Origin of the sequence: Nocardia niwae NBRC 108934 = DSM 45340 (assembly GCF_001613465.1) — a bacterium.
Taxonomy (GTDB): domain Bacteria; phylum Actinomycetota; class Actinomycetes; order Mycobacteriales; family Mycobacteriaceae; genus Nocardia; species Nocardia niwae.
Map to the genome: position 1 here is coordinate 1 of NZ_BDCK01000026.1, position 18,816 is coordinate 18,816.

At 68.1% G+C, this 18,816-nt stretch carries 19 protein-coding genes and 2 pseudogenes; 16 read left to right on the top strand and 5 right to left on the bottom strand.

What is annotated here, in order from left to right; all coding sequences use genetic code 11:
• A pseudogene (locus tag NNI01S_RS34595) lies at window positions 1-1,039 on the bottom strand (hypothetical protein); the annotation flags it as partial.
• 512 nt (window positions 1,040-1,551) lie between these two features.
• On the opposite strand from NNI01S_RS34595, the gene infA reads away from it, so the two are divergent.
• The 8 genes from infA (at window position 1,552) to truA (ending at window position 6,457) form a co-directional block, all read left to right on the top strand.
• On the top strand, window positions 1,552-1,773 hold the full coding sequence (infA, locus tag NNI01S_RS18220) for a translation initiation factor IF-1 (protein WP_003418601.1): 222 nt from the start codon (window positions 1,552-1,554) through the stop codon (window positions 1,771-1,773).
• Window positions 1,774-1,921: 148 nt separating this feature from the next.
• The gene (gene rpmJ / locus NNI01S_RS18225; RefSeq protein ID WP_011207363.1) at window positions 1,922-2,035 is read left to right on the top strand and encodes a 50S ribosomal protein L36; all 114 of its coding nucleotides are present in this window, start codon (window positions 1,922-1,924) and stop codon (window positions 2,033-2,035) included.
• A gap of 249 nt (window positions 2,036-2,284) precedes the next feature.
• Entirely contained in the window at window positions 2,285-2,656 is a 372-nt protein-coding gene (rpsM, locus tag NNI01S_RS18230) for a 30S ribosomal protein S13 (RefSeq protein ID WP_039795645.1), read from the top strand.
• A 9-nt stretch (window positions 2,657-2,665) separates the two neighbouring features.
• The gene (gene rpsK, locus NNI01S_RS18235; RefSeq protein ID WP_039795647.1) at window positions 2,666-3,079 is read left to right on the top strand and encodes a 30S ribosomal protein S11; all 414 of its coding nucleotides are present in this window, start codon (window positions 2,666-2,668) and stop codon (window positions 3,077-3,079) included.
• 20 nt (window positions 3,080-3,099) lie between these two features.
• Window positions 3,100-3,705, top strand: a complete 606-nt coding sequence (gene rpsD, locus NNI01S_RS18240) for a 30S ribosomal protein S4 (RefSeq protein ID WP_063021328.1) — start codon at window positions 3,100-3,102, stop codon at window positions 3,703-3,705.
• A 148-nt stretch (window positions 3,706-3,853) separates the two neighbouring features.
• Entirely contained in the window at window positions 3,854-4,912 is a 1,059-nt protein-coding gene (locus NNI01S_RS18245; RefSeq protein ID WP_039796155.1) for a DNA-directed RNA polymerase subunit alpha, read from the top strand.
• 50 nt (window positions 4,913-4,962) lie between these two features.
• Entirely contained in the window at window positions 4,963-5,493 is a 531-nt protein-coding gene (rplQ, locus tag NNI01S_RS18250; protein WP_063021329.1) for a 50S ribosomal protein L17, read from the top strand.
• Window positions 5,494-5,590: 97 nt separating this feature from the next.
• Window positions 5,591-6,457, top strand: coding sequence for a tRNA pseudouridine(38-40) synthase TruA (gene truA / locus NNI01S_RS18255; RefSeq protein ID WP_063021418.1), 867 nt, complete (start codon window positions 5,591-5,593; stop codon window positions 6,455-6,457).
• Window positions 6,458-6,604: 147 nt separating this feature from the next.
• Here truA and NNI01S_RS18260 read toward each other — a convergent pair.
• Window positions 6,605-7,036: pseudogene (locus NNI01S_RS18260) on the bottom strand (Hsp20/alpha crystallin family protein); the annotation flags it as partial.
• A gap of 173 nt (window positions 7,037-7,209) precedes the next feature.
• On the opposite strand from NNI01S_RS18260, the gene NNI01S_RS18265 reads away from it, so the two are divergent.
• From NNI01S_RS18265 to NNI01S_RS18285, 5 genes are all read left to right on the top strand, one after another.
• Window positions 7,210-8,043, top strand: a complete 834-nt coding sequence (locus tag NNI01S_RS18265) for an LLM class F420-dependent oxidoreductase (protein WP_063021330.1) — start codon at window positions 7,210-7,212, stop codon at window positions 8,041-8,043.
• A 168-nt stretch (window positions 8,044-8,211) separates the two neighbouring features.
• The gene (locus NNI01S_RS18270; protein WP_063021331.1) at window positions 8,212-9,597 is read left to right on the top strand and encodes an MFS transporter; all 1,386 of its coding nucleotides are present in this window, start codon (window positions 8,212-8,214) and stop codon (window positions 9,595-9,597) included.
• 46 nt (window positions 9,598-9,643) lie between these two features.
• Window positions 9,644-10,303 carry a response regulator transcription factor gene (locus NNI01S_RS18275; protein ID WP_063021419.1) on the top strand — a complete coding sequence of 220 codons (660 nt, stop codon included), beginning with the start codon at window positions 9,644-9,646 and terminating at the stop codon, window positions 10,301-10,303.
• Window positions 10,304-10,331: 28 nt separating this feature from the next.
• The gene (locus NNI01S_RS18280; RefSeq protein WP_063021332.1) at window positions 10,332-11,810 is read left to right on the top strand and encodes a sensor histidine kinase; all 1,479 of its coding nucleotides are present in this window, start codon (window positions 10,332-10,334) and stop codon (window positions 11,808-11,810) included.
• Window positions 11,807-12,742, top strand: a complete 936-nt coding sequence (locus NNI01S_RS18285; protein WP_063021333.1) for a TAXI family TRAP transporter solute-binding subunit — start codon at window positions 11,807-11,809, stop codon at window positions 12,740-12,742. The genes NNI01S_RS18280 and NNI01S_RS18285 overlap by 4 nt, the downstream gene beginning before the upstream one ends.
• Before the next feature lie 88 nt (window positions 12,743-12,830).
• On the opposite strand, the gene NNI01S_RS34600 is transcribed toward NNI01S_RS18285, so the two are convergent.
• Window positions 12,831-13,157 (bottom strand): hypothetical protein, encoded by a 327-nt coding sequence (locus tag NNI01S_RS34600; protein WP_157114852.1) that lies wholly within the window; start codon window positions 13,155-13,157, stop codon window positions 12,831-12,833.
• Between the two features lie 248 nt (window positions 13,158-13,405).
• Window positions 13,406-13,729, bottom strand: a complete 324-nt coding sequence (locus NNI01S_RS18290; protein ID WP_195084603.1) for a metal-sensitive transcriptional regulator — start codon at window positions 13,727-13,729, stop codon at window positions 13,406-13,408.
• Window positions 13,730-13,924: 195 nt separating this feature from the next.
• Between NNI01S_RS18290 and NNI01S_RS18295 the strand changes: the two genes are divergently transcribed.
• Entirely contained in the window at window positions 13,925-14,734 is an 810-nt protein-coding gene (locus tag NNI01S_RS18295; protein ID WP_063021335.1) for an S-methyl-5'-thioadenosine phosphorylase, read from the top strand.
• 76 nt (window positions 14,735-14,810) lie between these two features.
• Window positions 14,811-15,371: an NADPH-dependent FMN reductase gene (locus NNI01S_RS18300; protein ID WP_063021336.1), complete on the top strand. Its 561-nt coding sequence runs from the start codon at window positions 14,811-14,813 to the stop codon at window positions 15,369-15,371.
• 73 nt (window positions 15,372-15,444) lie between these two features.
• On the opposite strand, the gene eccE is transcribed toward NNI01S_RS18300, so the two are convergent.
• Window positions 15,445-17,088, bottom strand: a complete 1,644-nt coding sequence (gene eccE / locus NNI01S_RS18305) for a type VII secretion protein EccE (protein WP_063021337.1) — start codon at window positions 17,086-17,088, stop codon at window positions 15,445-15,447.
• A 111-nt stretch (window positions 17,089-17,199) separates the two neighbouring features.
• On the opposite strand from eccE, the gene eccB reads away from it, so the two are divergent.
• On the top strand, window positions 17,200-18,681 hold the full coding sequence (eccB, locus tag NNI01S_RS18310) for a type VII secretion protein EccB (RefSeq protein WP_084488958.1): 1,482 nt from the start codon (window positions 17,200-17,202) through the stop codon (window positions 18,679-18,681).
• The last annotated feature ends 135 nt before the right edge of the window (window positions 18,682-18,816 follow it).

Genomic DNA, 18,816 nt, shown 5'->3' on the forward strand with positions numbered 1-18,816 from the left:
AACTGGTTGGTGTTCCGGCTGTGTAAGGGCCGGTGGTCGGCATTGCCGGGTCGCTGCCGGGTGGGGTGAATTGTGCGCCTATCGGCGCGGGTCCGTTTTGCCATGCCGCGTGGGCCGGACCGGATGGGGGAGTCGCGGGGTAAACGGACGCGTCGGCGCCGGTCGGACCTGCCGGGCGGTCGCCGGTGGACCAGGTTTGATTCGGGCCGGTGGGCGGCAGTCCCCGAGGCGCGCTACCCGGCTGACCTGTTTGGTCTGCGGCCGGGCCGGGAGCGGGCGGTGCAGCGGCCCGATTGGGCGCGGGCGAGGCCGGCCACTGGTTCGGGAGCACCGCGGACAGGGCGGCGTCGAGCCGAGGGTTACCGGTGGACGGCCAGCCGCCGTGCATCGGTCCGGCCGCGGGACGGCCGCCTGCGGCCGGGCCGGCAGCGTTCTCGCCGTGCGGTGGCCGCGCGCGCTCGTCGCTCGGCGCCGCAGCGGGCCGCTCGTCGGCCTGCTGCTGGGGCGGCGGTGGCGGGAGATCCGGCCTGTCGGCCTGTCCGTCGTTCGCCGCGGCCGAATTCGCGGCCCTACTGCCCAGCGGCTGGAAACCTGGGGAAGGCTGCGAGGGGTTGCGGGTGGGCAGGCCGTGCTGCGGAGTGCTGTTGCGCTGGGGCGGCGCTTGCCACGAGCTGTCCTGCGCCGGAGCGGTGCGGTCGTAGCCCGCTTGCTGCTGCCAGGACTCGCCGCCTGCGAACCCACCCGGTGCGGGCTCGCCCGGACCCGGCGCGGGCGCGTGGTCGGCCGCGCTGTGCCGCTGTTCCTCGTCGGAGGGCTTGTCGCGGCGCCAGCCCTTGCGGCGCTTCTCCGGGCGCGCGGCCTCCGGCCGGTCCGCCTCGGGCGCGCGGTTCTTGAAACGGCCGCGTCTGCGACCGGGTGTTTCCTCGATGAGTTCGTCGTGCGGAAGGTTCTGTACCGGCGCCTCGTAGCCGCTTTGATTGACGTCGCTCTCCGACAACCACGGCGGCAGCATGGGCAGGCCGTCATCGCTACGGCTCACGACTGCGCCTCGCTACCGCTCGGCGTACCCGCGATCCGCTCGCCGCGCTCAGTCACGACTGCCCTCGCTGCTGCTCGGCTCGGTCGTGACCAGGAGTGCTCTGCCGGTGACTCGCTCGCTACGCTTACTCACGGCCTCGCCTCCCTGCCGCTCGCTTCGACCCTGACCGAGAAGCGCCTCGGCCGGCGCCTCGCTCGCTGCGCCGGCTCACGCGTCCCCCTCGATCCGTTCGACCCAAATACCTGGACAGCGGCCAGTTTACGCGACAACCCGCCGCCTTCGTGGCACAGCGTCCGACGCCCGCCACGCGTGGGAAGTCGGCTGCGAAACCCCTGGCGACACGGGTATACAGGGAGGCATTTTTGCCCGATCCGGAACGGATCGGTAAGCTGGAGCGGCGGTGCACCTACGCGCCGCCTGTTTGTGTGCGAGCGGTCCGCTCCGGCGGCCGATCCATCCGAGCAGAACCAGGCAAACAAACCAGGTTGAGCGTAACCGGGATCGCGGAGGACATGGCGAAGAAAGACGGGGCCATCGAGGTCGAGGGTCGAGTTGTCGAACCGCTGCCCAATGCGATGTTCCGGATCGAGCTCGAGAACGGTCACAAGGTTCTCGCGCACATCAGCGGGAAGATGCGGCAGCACTACATTCGCATCCTCCCCGAGGACCGTGTGGTCGTCGAGCTCTCGCCCTACGACCTGTCGCGTGGCCGGATCGTATACCGCTACAAGTGATCGCGCCCGGCGCGATCGGGTCGGTGCGAACCGGCAGTCCCGGCGCGAGCCGGGGCCGAGTCGAAAGACTCATCTCAGAGCTTCCCCAGTCGCCGACTGGGGAAAAACTGTGTTCACACCCCTGTGAACCACAACAGATTGGACGGACGTGAAGGTTCAGCCGAGCGTCAAGAAGATCTGCGAGAAGTGCAAGGTGATCCGCCGTCACGGCCGGGTCATGGTGATCTGCGACAACCTGCGCCACAAGCAGCGCCAGGGCTGAGCGGAGGCGAGGGCGACCTCGTCCCACCCGCCCGAGGCTTGCCGAAGGCGCCGCTCGACGCGACACCAGCCAAGCACCGAACCGCAGTTCGGATTGGCATGAAGAACTCCCAGCACCAGCCGCACGCTGCGGAAAATCAGGGTTCGCCCTGGGGCGTGTGCGCCTACCACCGGTTCGGAGGCCGGTGCCCCACCAAGACGAGGGGACGGACAGGGAGCAGACCTCCGCAACGATTAAGGAAGCTGCCAGATGGCACGTCTCATGGGCGTCGACCTCCCGCGCGAGAAGCGCATGGAGATCGCACTGACCTACATTTTCGGCATTGGCCGTACCCGCTCCAAGGAGATCCTCGAGGCCACCGGCGTCAGCCCGGACCTGCGTTCGAAGGATCTCAGCGACGACGATCTGACGAAGCTGCGTGACTACATCGAGGCTTCGGAGTTCAAGGTCGAGGGTGACCTGCGCCGCGAGGTGCAGGCCGATATTCGCCGCAAGATCGAGATCGGCTGCTACCAGGGTCTGCGCCACCGTCGTGGCCTGCCCGTGCGTGGCCAGCGCACCAAGACCAACGCGCGCACCCGCAAGGGCCCGAAGCGCACCGTCGCCGGCAAGAAGAAGTAGGGATAACCGATGCCTCCGAAGAGTCGGGCCGCGGGCCCGAAGAAGACCCAGAAGTCGCGTCGCAGGGACAAGAAGAACGTCCCGCACGGCAACGCGCACATCAAGAGCACGTTCAACAACACGATCGTGTCGATCACCGACCCGAACGGCAACGTCATCTCCTGGGCGTCGTCGGGTCACGTCGGCTTCAAGGGCTCGCGCAAGTCGACCCCGTTCGCCGCGCAGCTCGCCGCCGAGAACGCCGCCCGCAAGGCGCAGGAGCACGGCGTCAAGAAGGTCGACGTGTTCGTGAAGGGCCCCGGTTCGGGCCGCGAGACCGCGATCCGCTCGCTGCAGGCCGCAGGCCTCGAGGTGGGCACGATCTCCGATGTCACCCCGCAGCCGCACAACGGCTGCCGTCCGCCCAAGCGGCGTCGCGTCTAGCGGGAAAGGAATAGCGAACAATGGCTCGTTACACAGGCCCTATCACCCGCAAGTCGCGTCGTCTGCGTGTCGACCTCGTCGGAGGCGACCAGGCGTTCGAGCGTCGCCCCTACCCGCCCGGCCAGCACGGCCGCGCGCGGATCAAGGAGAGCGAGTACCTGCTCCAGCTGCAGGAGAAGCAGAAGGCCCGCTTCTCCTACGGCGTCATGGAGAAGCAGTTCCGCCGGTACTACGAAGAGGCCAACCGCCTCAAGGGCAAGACCGGTGACAACCTGCTCCGTCTGCTCGAGACCCGCTTGGACAACGTCGTGTACCGCGCCGGTCTGGCGCGTACCCGCCGGCAGGCTCGCCAGCTGGTCAGCCACGGCCACTTCCTGGTGAACAACAAGAAGGTGGACGTTCCCAGCTTCCAGGTCACCCAGTACGACATCATCGATGTCAAGGAGAAGTCGCTGGGCACCCTGCCGTTCCAGGTGGCCCGCGAGACCCTCGGCGACCGCCCGGTCCCGGGCTGGCTGCAGGTGATCCCGGGCCGGCTGCGGATCCTGGTCCACCAGTTGCCGGAGCGCGCCCAGATCGATGTGCCGCTGCAGGAACAGCTGATCGTCGAGTACTACTCGAAGTAGGCACTCGGCGAGCCGTCCTTGGCACATCTCGGACGGCACGCGCGCACGGTTCGTGCCGCTGGTGCGTGGCCGCTTCGGATAAGCGGCCACGCACAACCCCTGAGACGAGGCGTCAAATAGCGGGCGCCCTAAAAGGAGGATGATCCAAATGCTGATTTCACAGCGTCCGACGTTGACCGAAGAGGTCGTCGCGGAGAACCGCTCGAAGTTCACCATCGAACCGCTCGAGCCGGGCTTCGGTTACACCCTCGGCAACTCGCTGCGGCGTACCCTGCTGTCCTCGATTCCGGGGGCGGCGGTCACCAGCATCCGCATCGACGGCGTTCTGCACGAGTTCACCACCGTCCCGGGCGTGAAGGAGGATGTCACCGACATCATCCTGAACCTCAAGGGCCTGGTCGTGTCCTCGGAGGAGGACGAGCCGGTCACGATGTACGTGCGCAAGCAGGGTCCGGGCACCGTCACCGCCGGTGACATCGTCCCGCCCAGCGGCGTCGTGGTGCACAACCCGGACATGCACATCGCGACCCTGAACGACAAGGGCAAGCTGGAGATCGAGCTCGTCGTCGAGCGCGGTCGCGGCTACGTCCCCGCCGTCCAGAACAAGGCGTCCGGCGCGGAAATCGGCCGGATCCCGGTGGATTCGATCTACTCGCCGGTGCTCAAGGTGACCTACAAGGTCGAGGCCACCCGTGTCGAGCAGCGCACCGACTTCGACCGGCTCATCCTGGACGTGGAGACCAAGAACTCCATCAGCGCGCGGGACGCGCTCGCCTCGGCGGGCAAGACCCTGGTCGAGCTCTTCGGCCTGGCCCGTGAGCTGAACGTCGAAGCCGAGGGCATCGAGATCGGCCCCTCGCCGGCCGAGGCGGATCACATCGCCTCGTTCGGCCTGCCGATCGAGGACCTGGACCTCACCGTCCGGTCCTACAACTGCCTCAAGCGCGAGGGTGTGCACACCGTCGGCGAGCTGGTCGCCCGCACCGAGTCGGATCTGCTGGACATTCGCAACTTCGGCCAGAAGTCCATCGACGAGGTCAAGGTCAAGCTGCACGCGCTGGGCCTCTCGCTGAAGGACAGCCCGGCGTCGTTCGATCCGTCCAGCGTGGTCGGCTACGACGCGAGCACCGGCACATGGAGTGACAGCGGCACGTTCAGCGACACCGATGGCGGCGAGCAGGACTACGCCGAGACCGAACAGCTCTAGGCCGCCGGGGTAGGCGCCCCGGCCCGGCCTCATACAAGGAGAACACCACAATGCCCAAGCCCAAGAAGGGTGCCCGCTTCGGCGGGTCGGCGTCGCACCAGAAGGCGATCTTCGCCAATCTGGCCACGGCGCTCTTCGAGCACGGCCGGATCACCACCACCGAGGCCAAGGCCAAGGCCGTGCGTCCCTACGCGGAGAAGCTGATCACCAAGGCGAAGGGCGGCACCCTGGCCGACCGTCGCGAGGTGCTGAAGGTGATCCGCAACAAGAACGTCGTGCACGAGCTGTTCGCTCAGATCGGCCCGTCGTTCGAGGGGCGCGAGGGTGGCTACACCCGTATCACCAAGACGCTGCCGCGTAAGGGTGACAACGCGCCGATGGCGATCATCGAGCTGGTCCGGGAGAAGACCGTGACCAACGAGGCCGATCGCGCCCGTCGCGTCGCCGCGTCGAAGAAGGCGGAGGAGGCTCCGGCCGCCGAGGCCGTCGAGGAGGAGGAGGCCACCGAGGCCACCGCCGAGACCGCCGAGGCCGAGGCTCCGGCTGCCGACGAGGCGGCCGAGGACAAGAAGGACGCCTGACGCTGAGCGTTGGAGTTCGCGCACGAGCCCGCCACCCGCACTGGGTCGGCGGGCTCGTTCGTTTCGATCAGAGGATCATGTGACCGTGGAGGAATCGATGCCCGACCGGCCGAGCGCGGACGTGCCGGGCGTACCCGAGGCGTCGCGGGTTCGGGTCCGGCTGGACATCGCCTACGACGGCACGGATTTCATCGGCTGGGCTCGTCAGCCCGGCCTGCGCACCGTGCAGGGTGTGCTGGAGGACGCGCTGAGCAAAGTGTTCCGCGAGCCGATCCAGCTGACCGTCGCGGGCCGGACGGACGCGGGCGTGCACGCCGAGGGCCAGGTCGCGCATTTCGACACGTCCGGTGAACTCGACTCGGGAAAACTGGTGCACCGGATGGCGCGCTTCCTGCCGAAGGACGTGCGGATCAAGCAGGCGACCCCGGCCGCACCGGAATTCGACGCGCGGTTCTCCGCCGTCCGTCGCCACTACGCCTATCGGTTGACCACCGCGCCGTACGGCGCCGAACCCCTGTACGCCCGCAGCGTGGTCGCCTGCCGCTCCGACGTCGATGTCCCAGCCATGCGGGTGGCTTCGCGCACGTTGCTGGGGCTGCACAATTTCGCCGCGTTCTGCCGGCGCAGGGAAGGCGCGACGACGGTCCGGGAGTTGCAGCGCTTCGATTGGGTGCGCGACGGCGATCTGCTGGTCGCCTACGTCAGTGCCGACGCGTTCTGCTGGTCGATGGTCCGCAGCCTGGTCGGCGCGGTGCTGGCCGTCGGCGAGGGACGGCGCACGCCGGAATGGGTCGGCGATTTGTTGCGGGAGACGGAGCGTTCCAGTTCGGTCACCGTCGCGCCCGCGCACGGTCTGAGCCTGATCGGCGTCGACTACCCCGCCGACGACGAACTCGCCGCCCGCAACGCGCAGACGCGGGAGATGCGGTCGGTTCCGGTGCCGGGTGGAGGTTGCTGCGGTTGAGAACACCGGGGGACTACCCGCACCCGTGCACGGGTGCGGGTAGTGGCACGGTCACTTCGATGAGCGCGGATACTCCTGCTGAGACTGACCCGGCTGTTGACTCTGTTCCTGCTGCGTCGGTGACATCGGTGCGGACCGGTTCGTTTGCGCTTCGATGGTCCTCGGTTCCTGGGATGCCCCGGAGATCCGGATGCGGCGCGGCTTCGCGCGCTCCGCGATGGGGATCGTCACCGACAGCACGCCGTTGTTGTAGGTCGCGCTGATGTTCTCGACGTCGACGTTCTCCCCGAGCGACATCTGACGCATGAAGGTGCCCGCGAAGCGTTCCGAGGCGATCCACTGGACGCCTTCCTCGCTCGGCACGGTGCGTTGCGCCCGCAGGGTGAGCGTGCCGTTGTCGACGCTGACGTCGATCGAGCCGGGGTCGACGCCGGGCAGGTCCGCGTTCAAGACGTAGTGATCTCCCGCTTTGAACAGATCCATCGGCATGAATCGCGGTGCGCGGCCGGTTCCGGCGCTCTCACCGAGCAATTGGCGGGCGACGGTATCGATGTCATGGAATGGATCGAATCGAAGCACAGCAATCACCTCCATCTCCTAGTGGTGACGCCTGCCACGGCGGCGGGCGCCGATAGCTGTGCAATAGCCACAGTAGCCCTCGGTAATCGGGCGAGCATCGATCCGACGGGGCGGGCAAGCGGAAGATCCGCGGAGCCGGAATAGCCGCCTGCGGGCACGTGTTGGCTCGGGACATGGCATTCGACAGTCTCGGACGGTTCGGCGTGTGGCGGGCGTTCAACGGGTTCAGCCCGGCGGACGCACGGGAATTGGAACAGCTGGGCTACGGCGCGCTGTGGTTGGGAGCCTCGCCCCCGGCGGACTTGGCAGTGGTGGAACCGCTGCTCGAGGCGACCGAAACGATCACCGTGGCGACCAGCATCGTCAACATCTGGGCGGCGCCCGCGAAGGAAGTGGCCGATTCGTTCCATCGGATCGAAGCGCGTTTCCCCGGCCGATTCCTGCTCGGCATCGGCGCGGGCCACCCGGAGCACACCGGCGAGTACCGCAAGCCCTACGACGCGCTGGTCGAGTACCTCGACGACCTCGACGCCGCGGGAGTACCCGCCGACCGTCGCGCGGTGGCCGCGCTCGGCCCACGCGTGCTGAAGCTGGCCGCCGAGCGGTCGCTGGGCGCGCTGCCCTACCTCGTGCCCGCGGCGCACACCGTGCAGGCTCGCGAGATCGTGGGCCCGGACGCGCTGGTGGCGACCGAGCACAAGGTGGTGCTGACCGACGACGCCCGCGCGGCGCACACCGTCGCCGATGAGACCGTCGCGTTCTACCTGGACTTGACCAACTACGTGTCGAACCTGCGCAGGTTCGGCTTCACCGACGCCGATCTCACCGTTCCGCCCGGTGATCGACTTTTCGACGCCGTCGTCGCGCACGGCACGCCGGAGCGGATCGCCGACCGGCTGACCGAACACCTGGACGCGGGCGCCGATCACGTCGCGGTGCAGATTCTCGGCGACAACTACCTCCCGGCGCTGCGCACCCTCGCCCCATTGCTGACCGAACGGTCCTGACCCATCCGGCGGAATCTTCTCCGGCCCCCGGCCAAGCGCCGGGGGCCGGACCTGTTTTCCGATCGTCCTAAGGGACTGTTAGGAAGCCTCCAGAGCCATTCCGCGCGCATGTGACTGCCGACACACTGATCTGCGACGACGTGATGAGGCGTCGGAGAAGGAGATCTTGTGACTACGACACAGCCACAGCCCGTGGCGGAGCGCCGGGTGGTCGCGAACGTTTTGCGCGGCTCCATCGGCAATCTGGTCGAGTGGTACGACTGGTATGTCTACACGGCGTTCGGCCTGTATTTCGCCCAAGTATTTTTTCCCAAGGGCGATCCGGTCGCGCAACTGCTGTCTACTGCGGCGGTGTTCTCGGTCGGCTTTCTCATGCGCCCACTCGGGGGTTGGGCGCTCGGATGGTATGCGGACCGATTCGGGCGGCGCTCGGCGCTGACGCTGTCGGTGACGGTGATGGCGGCTGGGTCGCTGCTGATCGCCGTGACACCCGGCTATCAGACCATCGGTCTCGCGGCGCCGCTGATCCTGTTGATCGCTCGGTTGCTACAGGGGCTTTCGGTGGGCGGCGAGTACGCGACGAGTGCCACCTACCTGTCCGAAGTGGCCTCGGCGGGACGGCGCGGGTTCTATTCCAGTTTCCAGTACGTGACATTGGTAGCCGGGCAGCTGACCGCTCTCGGCGTACAGATCATCTTGCAGCAGGCGCTGACATCGGATCAGATGCACGCGTGGGGATGGCGGATTCCGTTCTTGATCGGTGCGGGCGGCGCGATCGTGGTCATGGTGCTGCGGCGCGGAATGGACGAGTCGGAATCGTTCCGTGCGCAAGCAGCGCATGGCGAGAAGACCGGTGAGGCACGCGGCTCGTTCCGCGTGCTGCTGCAATATCCGCGCGAGTGCCTGTTGGTCGTCGGTTTGACGCTCGGGGGCACCGTCGCGTTCTACACCTTCACTACTTACATCCAGAAGTTCATGGTCTACACGAGTGGCATCGCCAAGCCGACGGTGGCCTGGATCAACTTCCTCGCGCTGCTGGTCTTCGTGGTGCTGCAGCCGCTGGCAGGCGCCTTGTCCGACCGCATCGGCCGCCGCAAGTTGTTGATCTTCTTCGGAGTGACAGGGACTTTGCTCACCGTTCCCATCATGGGGTTGCTCGCGCACACCACCAATCCGATCGCCGCGTGGGGCCTGATGATGGCGGCGTTGGTGATCGTGACCGGTTACACGTCGATCAACGCGATCGTGAAAGCCGAGTTGTTTCCGACGAAGATCCGTGCCCTGGGCGTCGGGCTCCCCTATGCGCTGACCGTCGCCGTTTTCGGCGGTACCGCCGAGTTGATCGCGCTGGCACTGAAGAAGGCGGACCTCGAGGCGGTGTTCTTCTTCTACGTCGCCGCGTGCATCGCCGTCTCGCTGGTCACCTACTACTTCATGCGGGAGACCTCGGCCTCGTCGGCGATCGACGCGGCCGAACCGGCCGCGAGCGCCGATACCGGGCCAGGCGGCGCGGCCGCCGAGCCGGGACGGCCGATGGTCACCGTGCGTGACTGACCGACCGGCACACGCGCCGATCCGCCCGCTGTGGGAGGATCGGCGCGTGCGGCTTGCGGTGGTCGAGGACGACGACGGCGTGGGAGACGCGCTGGTCGAAGCGCTCAACGCCCGTGGGTATCGCGCCGAACGCAAGCGCCGCGGCGCGGATCTGCTGATCGCCCATCGCGACTACGACGCGGTGATCCTCGACCTCGGACTGCCCGACGGCGACGGTCTGCACGTGCTGCGCCGGCTGCGTGAGGTGAGTTCGGTTCCGGTGCTGATCCTGACCGCCCGCAGCGACGAGCGCTCGATCGTGCGGGGCCTGCGCGGGGGCGCCGACGACTATCTGGTGAAGCCGCCGCGGATCGCCGAACTGGTCGCGCGGCTGGAGACGGTCGCCAGGCGAGCGGCCGCGGCGGCGCGGCAGGCGCAGTCGGTGATCGTCACCGGTGACGTGCGGGTCGATCTGGGCGCTCGCGTGGTGGAGGTGGCCGGGGAGCCGGTGTCGCTGACCCAGAAGGAGTTCGAGTTGGTCGAGGCGCTGGTGGAACGGCCGGGTGCGGCGGTGAGCCGCCAGCAGTTGATGGACCGCATCTGGGGTGACGCCTTCGTCGCGGTCTCGCGTTCGCTGGACGTGCACATGACCGGCTTGCGGGCGAAGCTCAACCGGCCCGGCCTGATCACCACCATCCGCGGATACGGATACCGGTGGGGTCAGTGAGCGCGGTCCGGCGGGCCGGAGGTAGGCCATGCGGCGTCGCCTGCTCGTCGCGCTGACGCTGTTCGCGGCCATCGCGGTGCTCGGCTTCGCGGTGCCGCTGTCGCTGACCGTCGCCACCAGCCGCACCCAGCAGCTGGTGCTGGCGCGCTCCGGGGACGCCGATCGCTTCGCCACCCTGGCGGACGACGCCGTCACCGCCGGGGACAGCCGAGCGCTGGCCGACGAGGTGCTTCGCTATCACGAGTTGTACGGCGACAACGTGCTCGTGGTCGACGCGACGGGCGCGACGACCGTGAACGCGGGGGCGGACGTGGACGATGCCGGCATCATCGCGGCGGTGGCGGCCGCGCGGCGCAACCAGCGCCCGCACGCGGCGGACCAACTGACGCCGTGGGGCGCGCGGAGCATGCTGGTGGCGCGGCCGGTCGGGACCGGCGTGCAGGTGAACGGAGCTGTGGTGATCGAGGCGTCCACCGCCGGCGCCCGCGGCGACATCGCGCGGACCTGGGCGGCGATCGTGCTCGGCGGCGTCGTCGCGATGGGTTTGTTCGTGCTGCTGGCGGTGACCATCGGCCGCTGGGTGCTGCGGCCGTTGGCAGCGCTGTCGCACGGTGTGGCCGAGTTGACCGCGACACTGCCCAAGCCGCGCGCCGACACTGTCGCACCCGTATCGATCGCGGGACGCTACGGAGGGCCGCCGGAGATGCGCGCGTTGGCGGAATCCTTCGACGCCATGGTCTTGGCCGTCGCCGATTCGGCGGACGCGCAACGCCAGCTGGTCGCCGACACCGCGCACGCGATGCGCAACCCGCTGGCGGCGCTGACCATCCGCCTGGATTCCCTGGAGCCTGCGATCCCGGCGAGCGCGGCGGGCACCTTCCGCGGCGCGGGCGCCGAGGTCGACCGGCTCACCGCACTGCTCGACGGCCTGCTCACTCTGGCCGTCGCCGAGACGCCCGCGGCATTCGACGTCGCTCGCACCACCGAGGGCGACGACCAGTGCGACGCCGTGCAGGTGGCGGCCGACCGCTTCGACGCCTGGTGCTCGGCTTTCGAGGCGGCCGGACAGGAACTGCGGGTGGCGCCCCCGACGGCTCGCGCGGCGACGCCGGGCGATGCGGTCGACACCGGTAGTGCCGCGGGCGCGGCCGAGCACGCCGAGGTCGCGGTTCCGGCTGACGTGCTCGCGCAGATGCTCGACGTACCGCTGAGCAACGCGACGCGCTACGCGGGCGCGGGTTCGCGCGTCGAGTTGAATGTCACGACCGAGCCGGACTGGGTCACGGTGACAGTCCACGACGACGGCGTCGGTGTTCTCCCCACCGAGATCGACAAGCTGACCACGCGTTTTTTCCGCGGATCGTCCGCCGGGACCGGTGGCTCCGGGCTGGGCCTGCCGATCGCCGCGGCGTTGGCGCAGGCACACGGCGGCGTGCTCACCGTGGCGGCGGTGCGTCCGCACGGTCTCGCGGTGACCGTGCGATTGCCCGCGGCGGAGGCACGATGACCGGCCGGGAACAGCTCGTCCGGCGCGGGATCGGTCGGCGCGGCCTTCTCGCGCTGGCCGTCGCGGCGGGTGTCGCCGGATGCGTGCCGGGCAACCGAGGCGCCCCGGTGCGATTGGCTTCCGGAGAGGTAGGCGGCTTCTATCACGCCTTCGCGGGATTACTGGGTCTGGCTGCCGCGCACATCGGAGACGTACGGATCGAGCGGGTCACCACCTCGGGCTCGCAAGCCAATCTGGCGTTGCTGGCGCGGGGTGAGGTCGATGCCGCGCTCACGCTCGCGGATTCGGTCCGCGACAGTGCCGGTCAGGTGTTCGCGCTGGGGCGGGTCTACGAAAACTACCTGCAGTTGGTCGTGCGCTCGGACAGCCCGATCGGTTCGGTGGCGGATCTGCGCGGGACGCGAGTGAGCCTGGGTGCGGAGGGATCGGGCGCCGCCCTGACCGGCGAACGGATCCTGCGCGTCGCTGGACTCGATCCGGGTACCGACGTGGCGATCGCCCATCGGCCCTTGGCAGCAGCGGTAGCCGCCCTCGACGCAGGCGAAGTCGATGCGCTGTTGTGGGCTGGTGGCGTGCCGACCGCCCTGCTCGCGGTGCCGAGCCGGATGCGGCTGGTAGACATGGGTGAATTGGCCACGCCGATGCGAGAGCTGTTCGGGCCGGTGTACGACCGGGTCGCGATCCCCGCGGACGCCTATCCCCGCGGTGTCGCGGTGCACACCATCGGGGTGGCGAATCTACTGCTCGCCGCGGTTGGCATGGCCGACGAGGTGGCCGCTTCGATAGTCGAACTACTGGTGTGGCACGCCGACGCACTCGTGCCCACCGAAGCGGCGGGCACCCAGTTCCTCGACGGCCGGTCCCTGATCAGCACCGGTCCCATTCCGCTGCACCCCGGCGCGGCGGCGGTCTACCGCCGCTGGCACGGGTGACCAAGGCCGGACACTCCGCCAGGAATGAGGCCAGTGCCATCTGTGCCGCGGCCGGATCGATGATTCGGCCGCGGCGAAGATGAACGCGTCAGCAGCCCTTCCGAATGAGGGTCAGCTTGGTGGCGCTGCCGAGCGGATTCTCATAGTCGAAACTGGCGACCCACTCGTCCTTGTGCGCGGGCACGCAATATGTTCCGTCCGGGGACGATGGGCGATGAATCTTTATCAGCTCGCCCTGGTCGCTGCAATTCTTCCACCAGAGTTCGGTTGGCAGGCCGGCTTCTTCTCGGAAGCCACACGGTGAAGACGTCGCCTGATAGCTCGTGGCAGGCGTGGCGTCAGCCGCTGCGATCGGAACAACCATTGCGCCCAGCGCGGTGCCGATGGCTACAACCAGTCGGTGATGTTTCATCATGATGAGCCCTCCCTAATGACGAACAATGTGCGAGCGCAGCTTGATGACGTGACAACCTCGACGGCTCACTGTGATGCCCCCCTGTTGCCGCATCTTGCGGCTCGACCCAACCTCCTCCACTGATTCGTGGAAGCTGTTGAGCGAGCTGATTATTGCAATCGATCGGGCGCGGGTCAACGCGGTTGCCCCCAGACCGGCCGCCGCCGCACGCGTACCGGGCGGGCCAGTGGCCGGACCTCGTCAGGGCCTCAGGACCGGACCAGGCGGGCGATGGCGTCGGTGGCCTCCTTGATCTTGGCTTCCGCCTCCGGGCCGCCCGCGACGGCCGCGTCCACCACGCAGTGGCTGATGTGGTCCTCCAGCAGGCCCATCGCCACCGCTTGCAGGGCTTTGGTCATGGCGGAGACCTGGGTGAGGATGTCGATGCAGTATTTCTCCTCCTCGACCATCCGCTGCAGACCGCGGGCCTGGCCCTCGATGCGCCGCAGCCGCTTGAGGTAGTCGTCCTTGGCGGTGATGTAGCCGTGCGCGGCGTGGTCGCCCGCTGTGTGGTCGTGGGGGGAATCTGCCACCGATGTCTCCTCGCTGCCTGCCGGTCGCCGGAACCGAATCATACCCCCCTAGGGTACACTATCGGGTCGGCTTGTCAGGTCCGGCGGCCTGACGACGGCAACAACCCGGTCCGTGAGCGGCCTCTGCGCGCCCGGAAGCAGGGTAACGCGGATCCCGCCGCGCGACCGACGTCGCGGGACGAGACAATTGGACCTATGAGTTCGCACCCCCGGCCCGCGCTCGCCGTCATCGGCGGCAGCGGCTTCTACGATTTCTTCGACAACGAGGCGACCATCGTCGAGGTCGAGACACCCTATGGCGCCCCGAGCGCCGGTATCGCCGTCGGAGAGGTCGAAGGCAGGCCGGTGGCGTTCTTGCCACGCCACGGCAAGAACCACGAGTTCGCCCCGCACACCCTGCCCTACCGGGCCAACCTGTGGGCTCTGCGCTCGCTGGGCGTGCGCCGGATCTTCGCGCCCTGCGCGGTGGGCAGTCTGCGGGCGGACTGGGGCCCGGGCACGGTCGCGGTGCCGGATCAGCTGGTCGATCGGACTTCCGGGCGCCCGCAGACCTACTTCGACGGCGGCGGCATCCACGTGTCCTTCGCCGACCCGTACTGCGAGGAGCTGCGCGCGTCCGCCATCAAGGCCCAATCCGACGCGCTGCACATGATGCACGCGGCGACGATGGTCGTGGTCGAGGGGCCGCGCTTCTCCACCCGCGCCGAGAGCCGGTGGTTCGCCGCGCAGGGCTGGGAACTGGTGAACATGACCGGACATCCGGAGGCGGTGCTCGCCCGCGAACTCGAAATGTGCTACGCCGCCGTCGCTCTCGTGACCGATCTGGACGCCGGTCTGGAAGAGGGCGAGGGAGTGCACGCCGTGGATGTGTTCGCCGAGTTCAAGCGCAACCTCACGCCGTTCAAGGACCTCATCCGCCGCGCGGTGGCCGCGGTGGACGGCACCGACACGTGCGACCGGTGCCGCGTCCACGCGGGCGTGTCGCTGCCGTTCGAGCTGCCCTGAGCCCGCGGCGGGTGCGGAGAAGCGGCTGAGCGCGCCGGTGCGCGAGAACGGAGGAACCCCGCGTTAGGCTCGCGCGGTGGATTCCCCGTTGCGGCTCGAGGTCATCGTCGCGAGTGTGCGTCCGGAGCGGTTCGCGCCGGTGGTCGCGGACTGGTTTCTGCGTACCCTGCGGGAACATCCCGAATTCGACACGGGCGTCATCGATCTCGCGCACACGCCGTTGCCGGTGGAACTCACCGAGACCGAGGAGACGGCGGCTTATCGGGCGCGTCTTCGAGATGCCGACGCGTTCGTCGTCGTCACATCGGAGTACAACCATGGCTATCCCGCGTCGCTGAAGACGGCGTTCGACACCGCGAAACACGAGTGGCGCGCAAAACCCATCGCCTTCGTCTCCTACGGGGGCCTTTCCGGTGGTCTGCGTGCGGTGGAGCAGCTGCGTCAGGTCGTCGCCGAGATTCACATGGTCTCCGTCCGCGAGACGGTCAGCTTCCATCAGGCCAAGAAGCGGTTCGACGAGACCGGACAGACCCGCGACGGCGCCGCGATCGATGCGGCGGAACGAATGCTGCGCCAATTGGCCTGGTGGGGACGCACATTACGAGCCGCGAGGACGGACGACCCGTACCCGGGATAGTCCCGTCGCGACAGCTTTGCGATCTCGAAACCGTCAAGCCGATGCTGGCGCGGTCTTTTCGCCCGGCTGCGTGCTATTGCGGCTGCATCGCCCGACGGCCACGCGGCTGACCGATGTAGGTGGCCTCACTGGGGATCGACACCAGCGTCAGGTCGACCTGCGCTGTCCCCGTACGCAGCACGACATGATTGCCGATCGCGCCCGGCTGGTGGATGGCAAGATCGGGACGGCTGGCGGGCCAGCCCATCGGGTCGCCCGTCACGTAGATGGTGGTGACGCCCGCGTGCGGAGCGGGTGCGAGCACGCCGTCCACCACCGTGGCGGTGAAACCCGCGTCGGACTGGTGGGTTTCGACCGCGATGGTCAGCCGCTCGGGATTGCCGATCGTGGTGACCAGGTTCTCCCATGCCCGCGCCCGATCGGTGCGGATGAGGATCCGTTCACCGACCGCGAGTGCGCGAAAGACCAACTGCTGCGCCAGATACAGCTCGCCCGCGACATACACCGTCGAAATGCCCGCGCCGACGATGCGGACCGCCACGCCGTTGCCTTCGTCGTCCGATCCGATCAGCTGGCCGCAGCCGGAAGAGGGCAGATGCAGATCGTCCACGATGTCGATGAGGTGCTCGATCATCGGGATCGTGTCGTCCACGCCGGGAACCGCGATGGGCAGGTGGGCCAGCAGACTGTCGCGGTGGCGTCCGTTCATCGAGATCATGCCTGGCAGTTCGGAGCGTTCCGGCAGCTCGCGTGCGGTCAGGCGCCAGGCGGCGCCGATGCTCACCGAGTCGGCCGAACTTCCGGGACGCAGCCGCACCGCCACCGTCGTGCCGCGCGAAGGCGCCACCCACAGCTGCGCGAGCAGGTCGGATTCGAGCCGCTTGGGATCCAGCGCGCTGCCGACGTTCACGCTGTTGCCGATTTCGGCGTAGCGCCAGCTGTGCTCGAGCGTGCGCGGGTCGTAGCCGCTGGTGATCTGCAGAACCGCCTGGCGGATCTCGGGCGCGGTCAGGATGCGGGCGTTGCAGTCCGCGTCCTCGAGCGTGCGCATGATCCGCTGGGTCGCGATGGTGACCGCGCGCGAGGCGCCTTCCGCTCCGCCGCCGCGCCGGGCCGCGGCCTCCGGGCAGGCCACCGCATCGAAGCTGATCGCCAGCCACACCGTGCGGTGGGCGGTGGCGGGCAGCGGGCCGAGCAACGATTCGTAGATCTTGCCCGCGGGTGTACCGGAGCGGCTGCGGTGCCCGTGGCTGATGATGTCGATGCCGCTGAGCAGGATGTCGTGCTGGTTCAGGCATTTCGCCAGCTCGGCCAGTGGAAGCAGGTGCGAGGCGTGCACCGTGGTGCGAGCGATCCTGGTGAGTCCACCGGGCGGGGGCAGCACCTCGACCACCGTCACCACGCGGCTGCCATCCCAGAACAGGCCGAGCGAACGTCCGTCCGTGCCGCGGAAATCGACGGTGTCACCGATCTCGTAGTCACGGTGGGTCAGGTAGCGCCACCACGTGGCGACCCAGTCCAGCAGGGTGCGTTTGGCGACGGGGATCAGCGGGATCAGTCCGACGACCACCGCGACGCCGAACGCGGCAGGACCCGGCAGGCCGGCGAACAGCGCGACAACTCCGGCTAGCAGCCCGATGACTTGCGCGATCAGCAGGTTCTGCATCGAGACGCGCCCGAAAAGCGGTCGTGGTGCCGCGCCTGCCGGTTCCGCCATCGTCGTCCCCCAAGTACCAATGTCGGCCGGTGCGCTGTGGCCGAGCTGAACAAACGTCCCCGGGAACTGTACTGTGTTCGGCGAACGTGAGCACTGTTCGGGGGAGGAATAATGCCTTCAAAACCCACCACACGCTGGCAGGTGAGCGGCTACCGCTTTCTGGTCCGGCGGATGGAGCACGCCTTGGTGCGTCGGGACGTGCGAATGCTGCACGATCCCATGCGTTCCCAGTCCCGCGCGTACGCGGCCGGCCTGATCCTGGCGTGCGTCGTGCTGGCCGGATGCGGCGTGCTCGCGTTGCTGCGTCCGCAGGGCAAGATCGGCGACGACAACAAGATCCTGATCGGCAAGGACTCCGGCGCCGTCTACGTGGTGATCGACGACGTGGTGCACCCGGCCCTCAACCTAGCCTCCGCCCGCCTGGCCGCGGGCGAGGCGGCCAAGCCCGCGACTGTGAAGGAGTCCGAGCTCGGAAAGAAGCCGCGCGGCCAATTGATCGGCATTCCAGGGGCTCCCGGCTCGCTGTCCTTCGACAAGGAGGGGAAGGGGCGGGCGTGGACGGTGTGTGACTCCCTACAGCTGGACGGCACCAACAAGGCAACCACCTCGGTGCTCATCGGCGACCTCGAACTCGGAGCCAAGGCTTCGGCGATGGAGTCGGGTAACGCCTTGCTCGTCAAGGGCAAGGACGCCACCTACCTCGTCTACGACAACAAGCGCGCCCGCGTCGACATGAACAACAACGCCGTGACCGAGGCGCTGGGCATTCGCAACGTGGCCCCGCGGCCGATCAGCGAAGGCTTGCTCAACGCGATCCCCGAGGTACAGCGAATCGAGGTGCCGCACATCGACGATCGGGGCGCGCAGCCGAGATACGACATCGGTGATCATCGGATCGGCGAGGTGGTGCAAGATCCCGCGACGAAGCAGTACTTCGTGGTGCTGCAGGATGGCAGGCAGGAAATCTCGCAGCTGACCGCCAATATCATTCTCAACTCCGACCCGGCGGCGGGCCGCAATCCCACGATTATTCCGTTCGAGAAGAGCCAATCGCCTATATCGACGACACTGCCGGTGAAGGACTATCCGGGCACCGCGCCCTCGCTCGTGCAGATCAAGGATCGGCCGGTCAGCTGTCTGTCGTGGAAGCCGATCGCCGCCGCCGAGGGCGGCGGTGGCAATCATGCCGAACTTTCGATGATCACCGGCGTGGGTCTGCCGATGCGGGAAGACGCTCGGCTGGTGCCGCTGGCCCAAGCCGACGGTGACGGCCCCAACGTGGACTCGGTGTACTTCAAGCCCGGTTCCGGCGCATTCGTCCAGGGCACGGGAATCGAGCCGGACAGCCAGCGCAAGGACAGCATGTTCTACGTCGCCGATACCGGCGTCCGCTACGGCGTCAGAGACAACGAGGCCGCGAAGGCACTCGGCATGGACAAGGAATCGGGCGTGACGCCGGAACCCGCGCCGTGGCCGATCGTCGGCCTGCTCGCAAGCGGTCCCACCCTGAGTCGCGAGGCTGCCATGGTCGCCCACGACGGTGTCGCTCCGGACCCCGCCCCCGCCAAGCAACCGGTGGCCTCGGCGAAATAACCGGAGCACGGCTGAATTCCACGGCGCTTGGATGGACGCCTGTCGTCGCGAACAGCGCTGCTTGCCGTTCATCATGTGTCGCCGCGCGGCGGCGCTGACCTGGGGAAGCCGGTTACCCAAAATATTTCGGAGATC

Bases quoted from the DNA above. Each gene is read 5' to 3' on its own strand.
- infA (WP_003418601.1), top strand. From the start codon at position 1,552: ATGGCGAAGAAAGACGGGGCCATCGAGGTCGAGGGTCGAGTTGTCGAA.
- rpsM (WP_039795645.1), top strand. From the start codon at position 2,285: ATGGCACGTCTCATGGGCGTCGACCTCCCGCGCGAGAAGCGCATGGAG.
- rpsK (WP_039795647.1), top strand. From the start codon at position 2,666: ATGCCTCCGAAGAGTCGGGCCGCGGGCCCGAAGAAGACCCAGAAGTCG.
- rpsD (WP_063021328.1), top strand. From the start codon at position 3,100: ATGGCTCGTTACACAGGCCCTATCACCCGCAAGTCGCGTCGTCTGCGT.
- NNI01S_RS18245 (WP_039796155.1), top strand. From the start codon at position 3,854: ATGCTGATTTCACAGCGTCCGACGTTGACCGAAGAGGTCGTCGCGGAG.
- rplQ (WP_063021329.1), top strand. From the start codon at position 4,963: ATGCCCAAGCCCAAGAAGGGTGCCCGCTTCGGCGGGTCGGCGTCGCAC.
- truA (WP_063021418.1), top strand. From the start codon at position 5,591: ATGCCCGACCGGCCGAGCGCGGACGTGCCGGGCGTACCCGAGGCGTCG.
- NNI01S_RS18265 (WP_063021330.1), top strand. From the start codon at position 7,210: ATGGCATTCGACAGTCTCGGACGGTTCGGCGTGTGGCGGGCGTTCAAC.
- NNI01S_RS18280 (WP_063021332.1), top strand. From the start codon at position 10,332: ATGCGGCGTCGCCTGCTCGTCGCGCTGACGCTGTTCGCGGCCATCGCG.
- NNI01S_RS18285 (WP_063021333.1), top strand. From the start codon at position 11,807: ATGACCGGCCGGGAACAGCTCGTCCGGCGCGGGATCGGTCGGCGCGGC.
- NNI01S_RS34600 (WP_157114852.1), bottom strand. From the start codon at position 13,157: ATGATGAAACATCACCGACTGGTTGTAGCCATCGGCACCGCGCTGGGC.
- NNI01S_RS18295 (WP_063021335.1), top strand. From the start codon at position 13,925: ATGAGTTCGCACCCCCGGCCCGCGCTCGCCGTCATCGGCGGCAGCGGC.
- eccE (WP_063021337.1), bottom strand. From the start codon at position 17,088: ATGGCGGAACCGGCAGGCGCGGCACCACGACCGCTTTTCGGGCGCGTC.
- eccB (WP_084488958.1), top strand. From the start codon at position 17,200: ATGCCTTCAAAACCCACCACACGCTGGCAGGTGAGCGGCTACCGCTTT.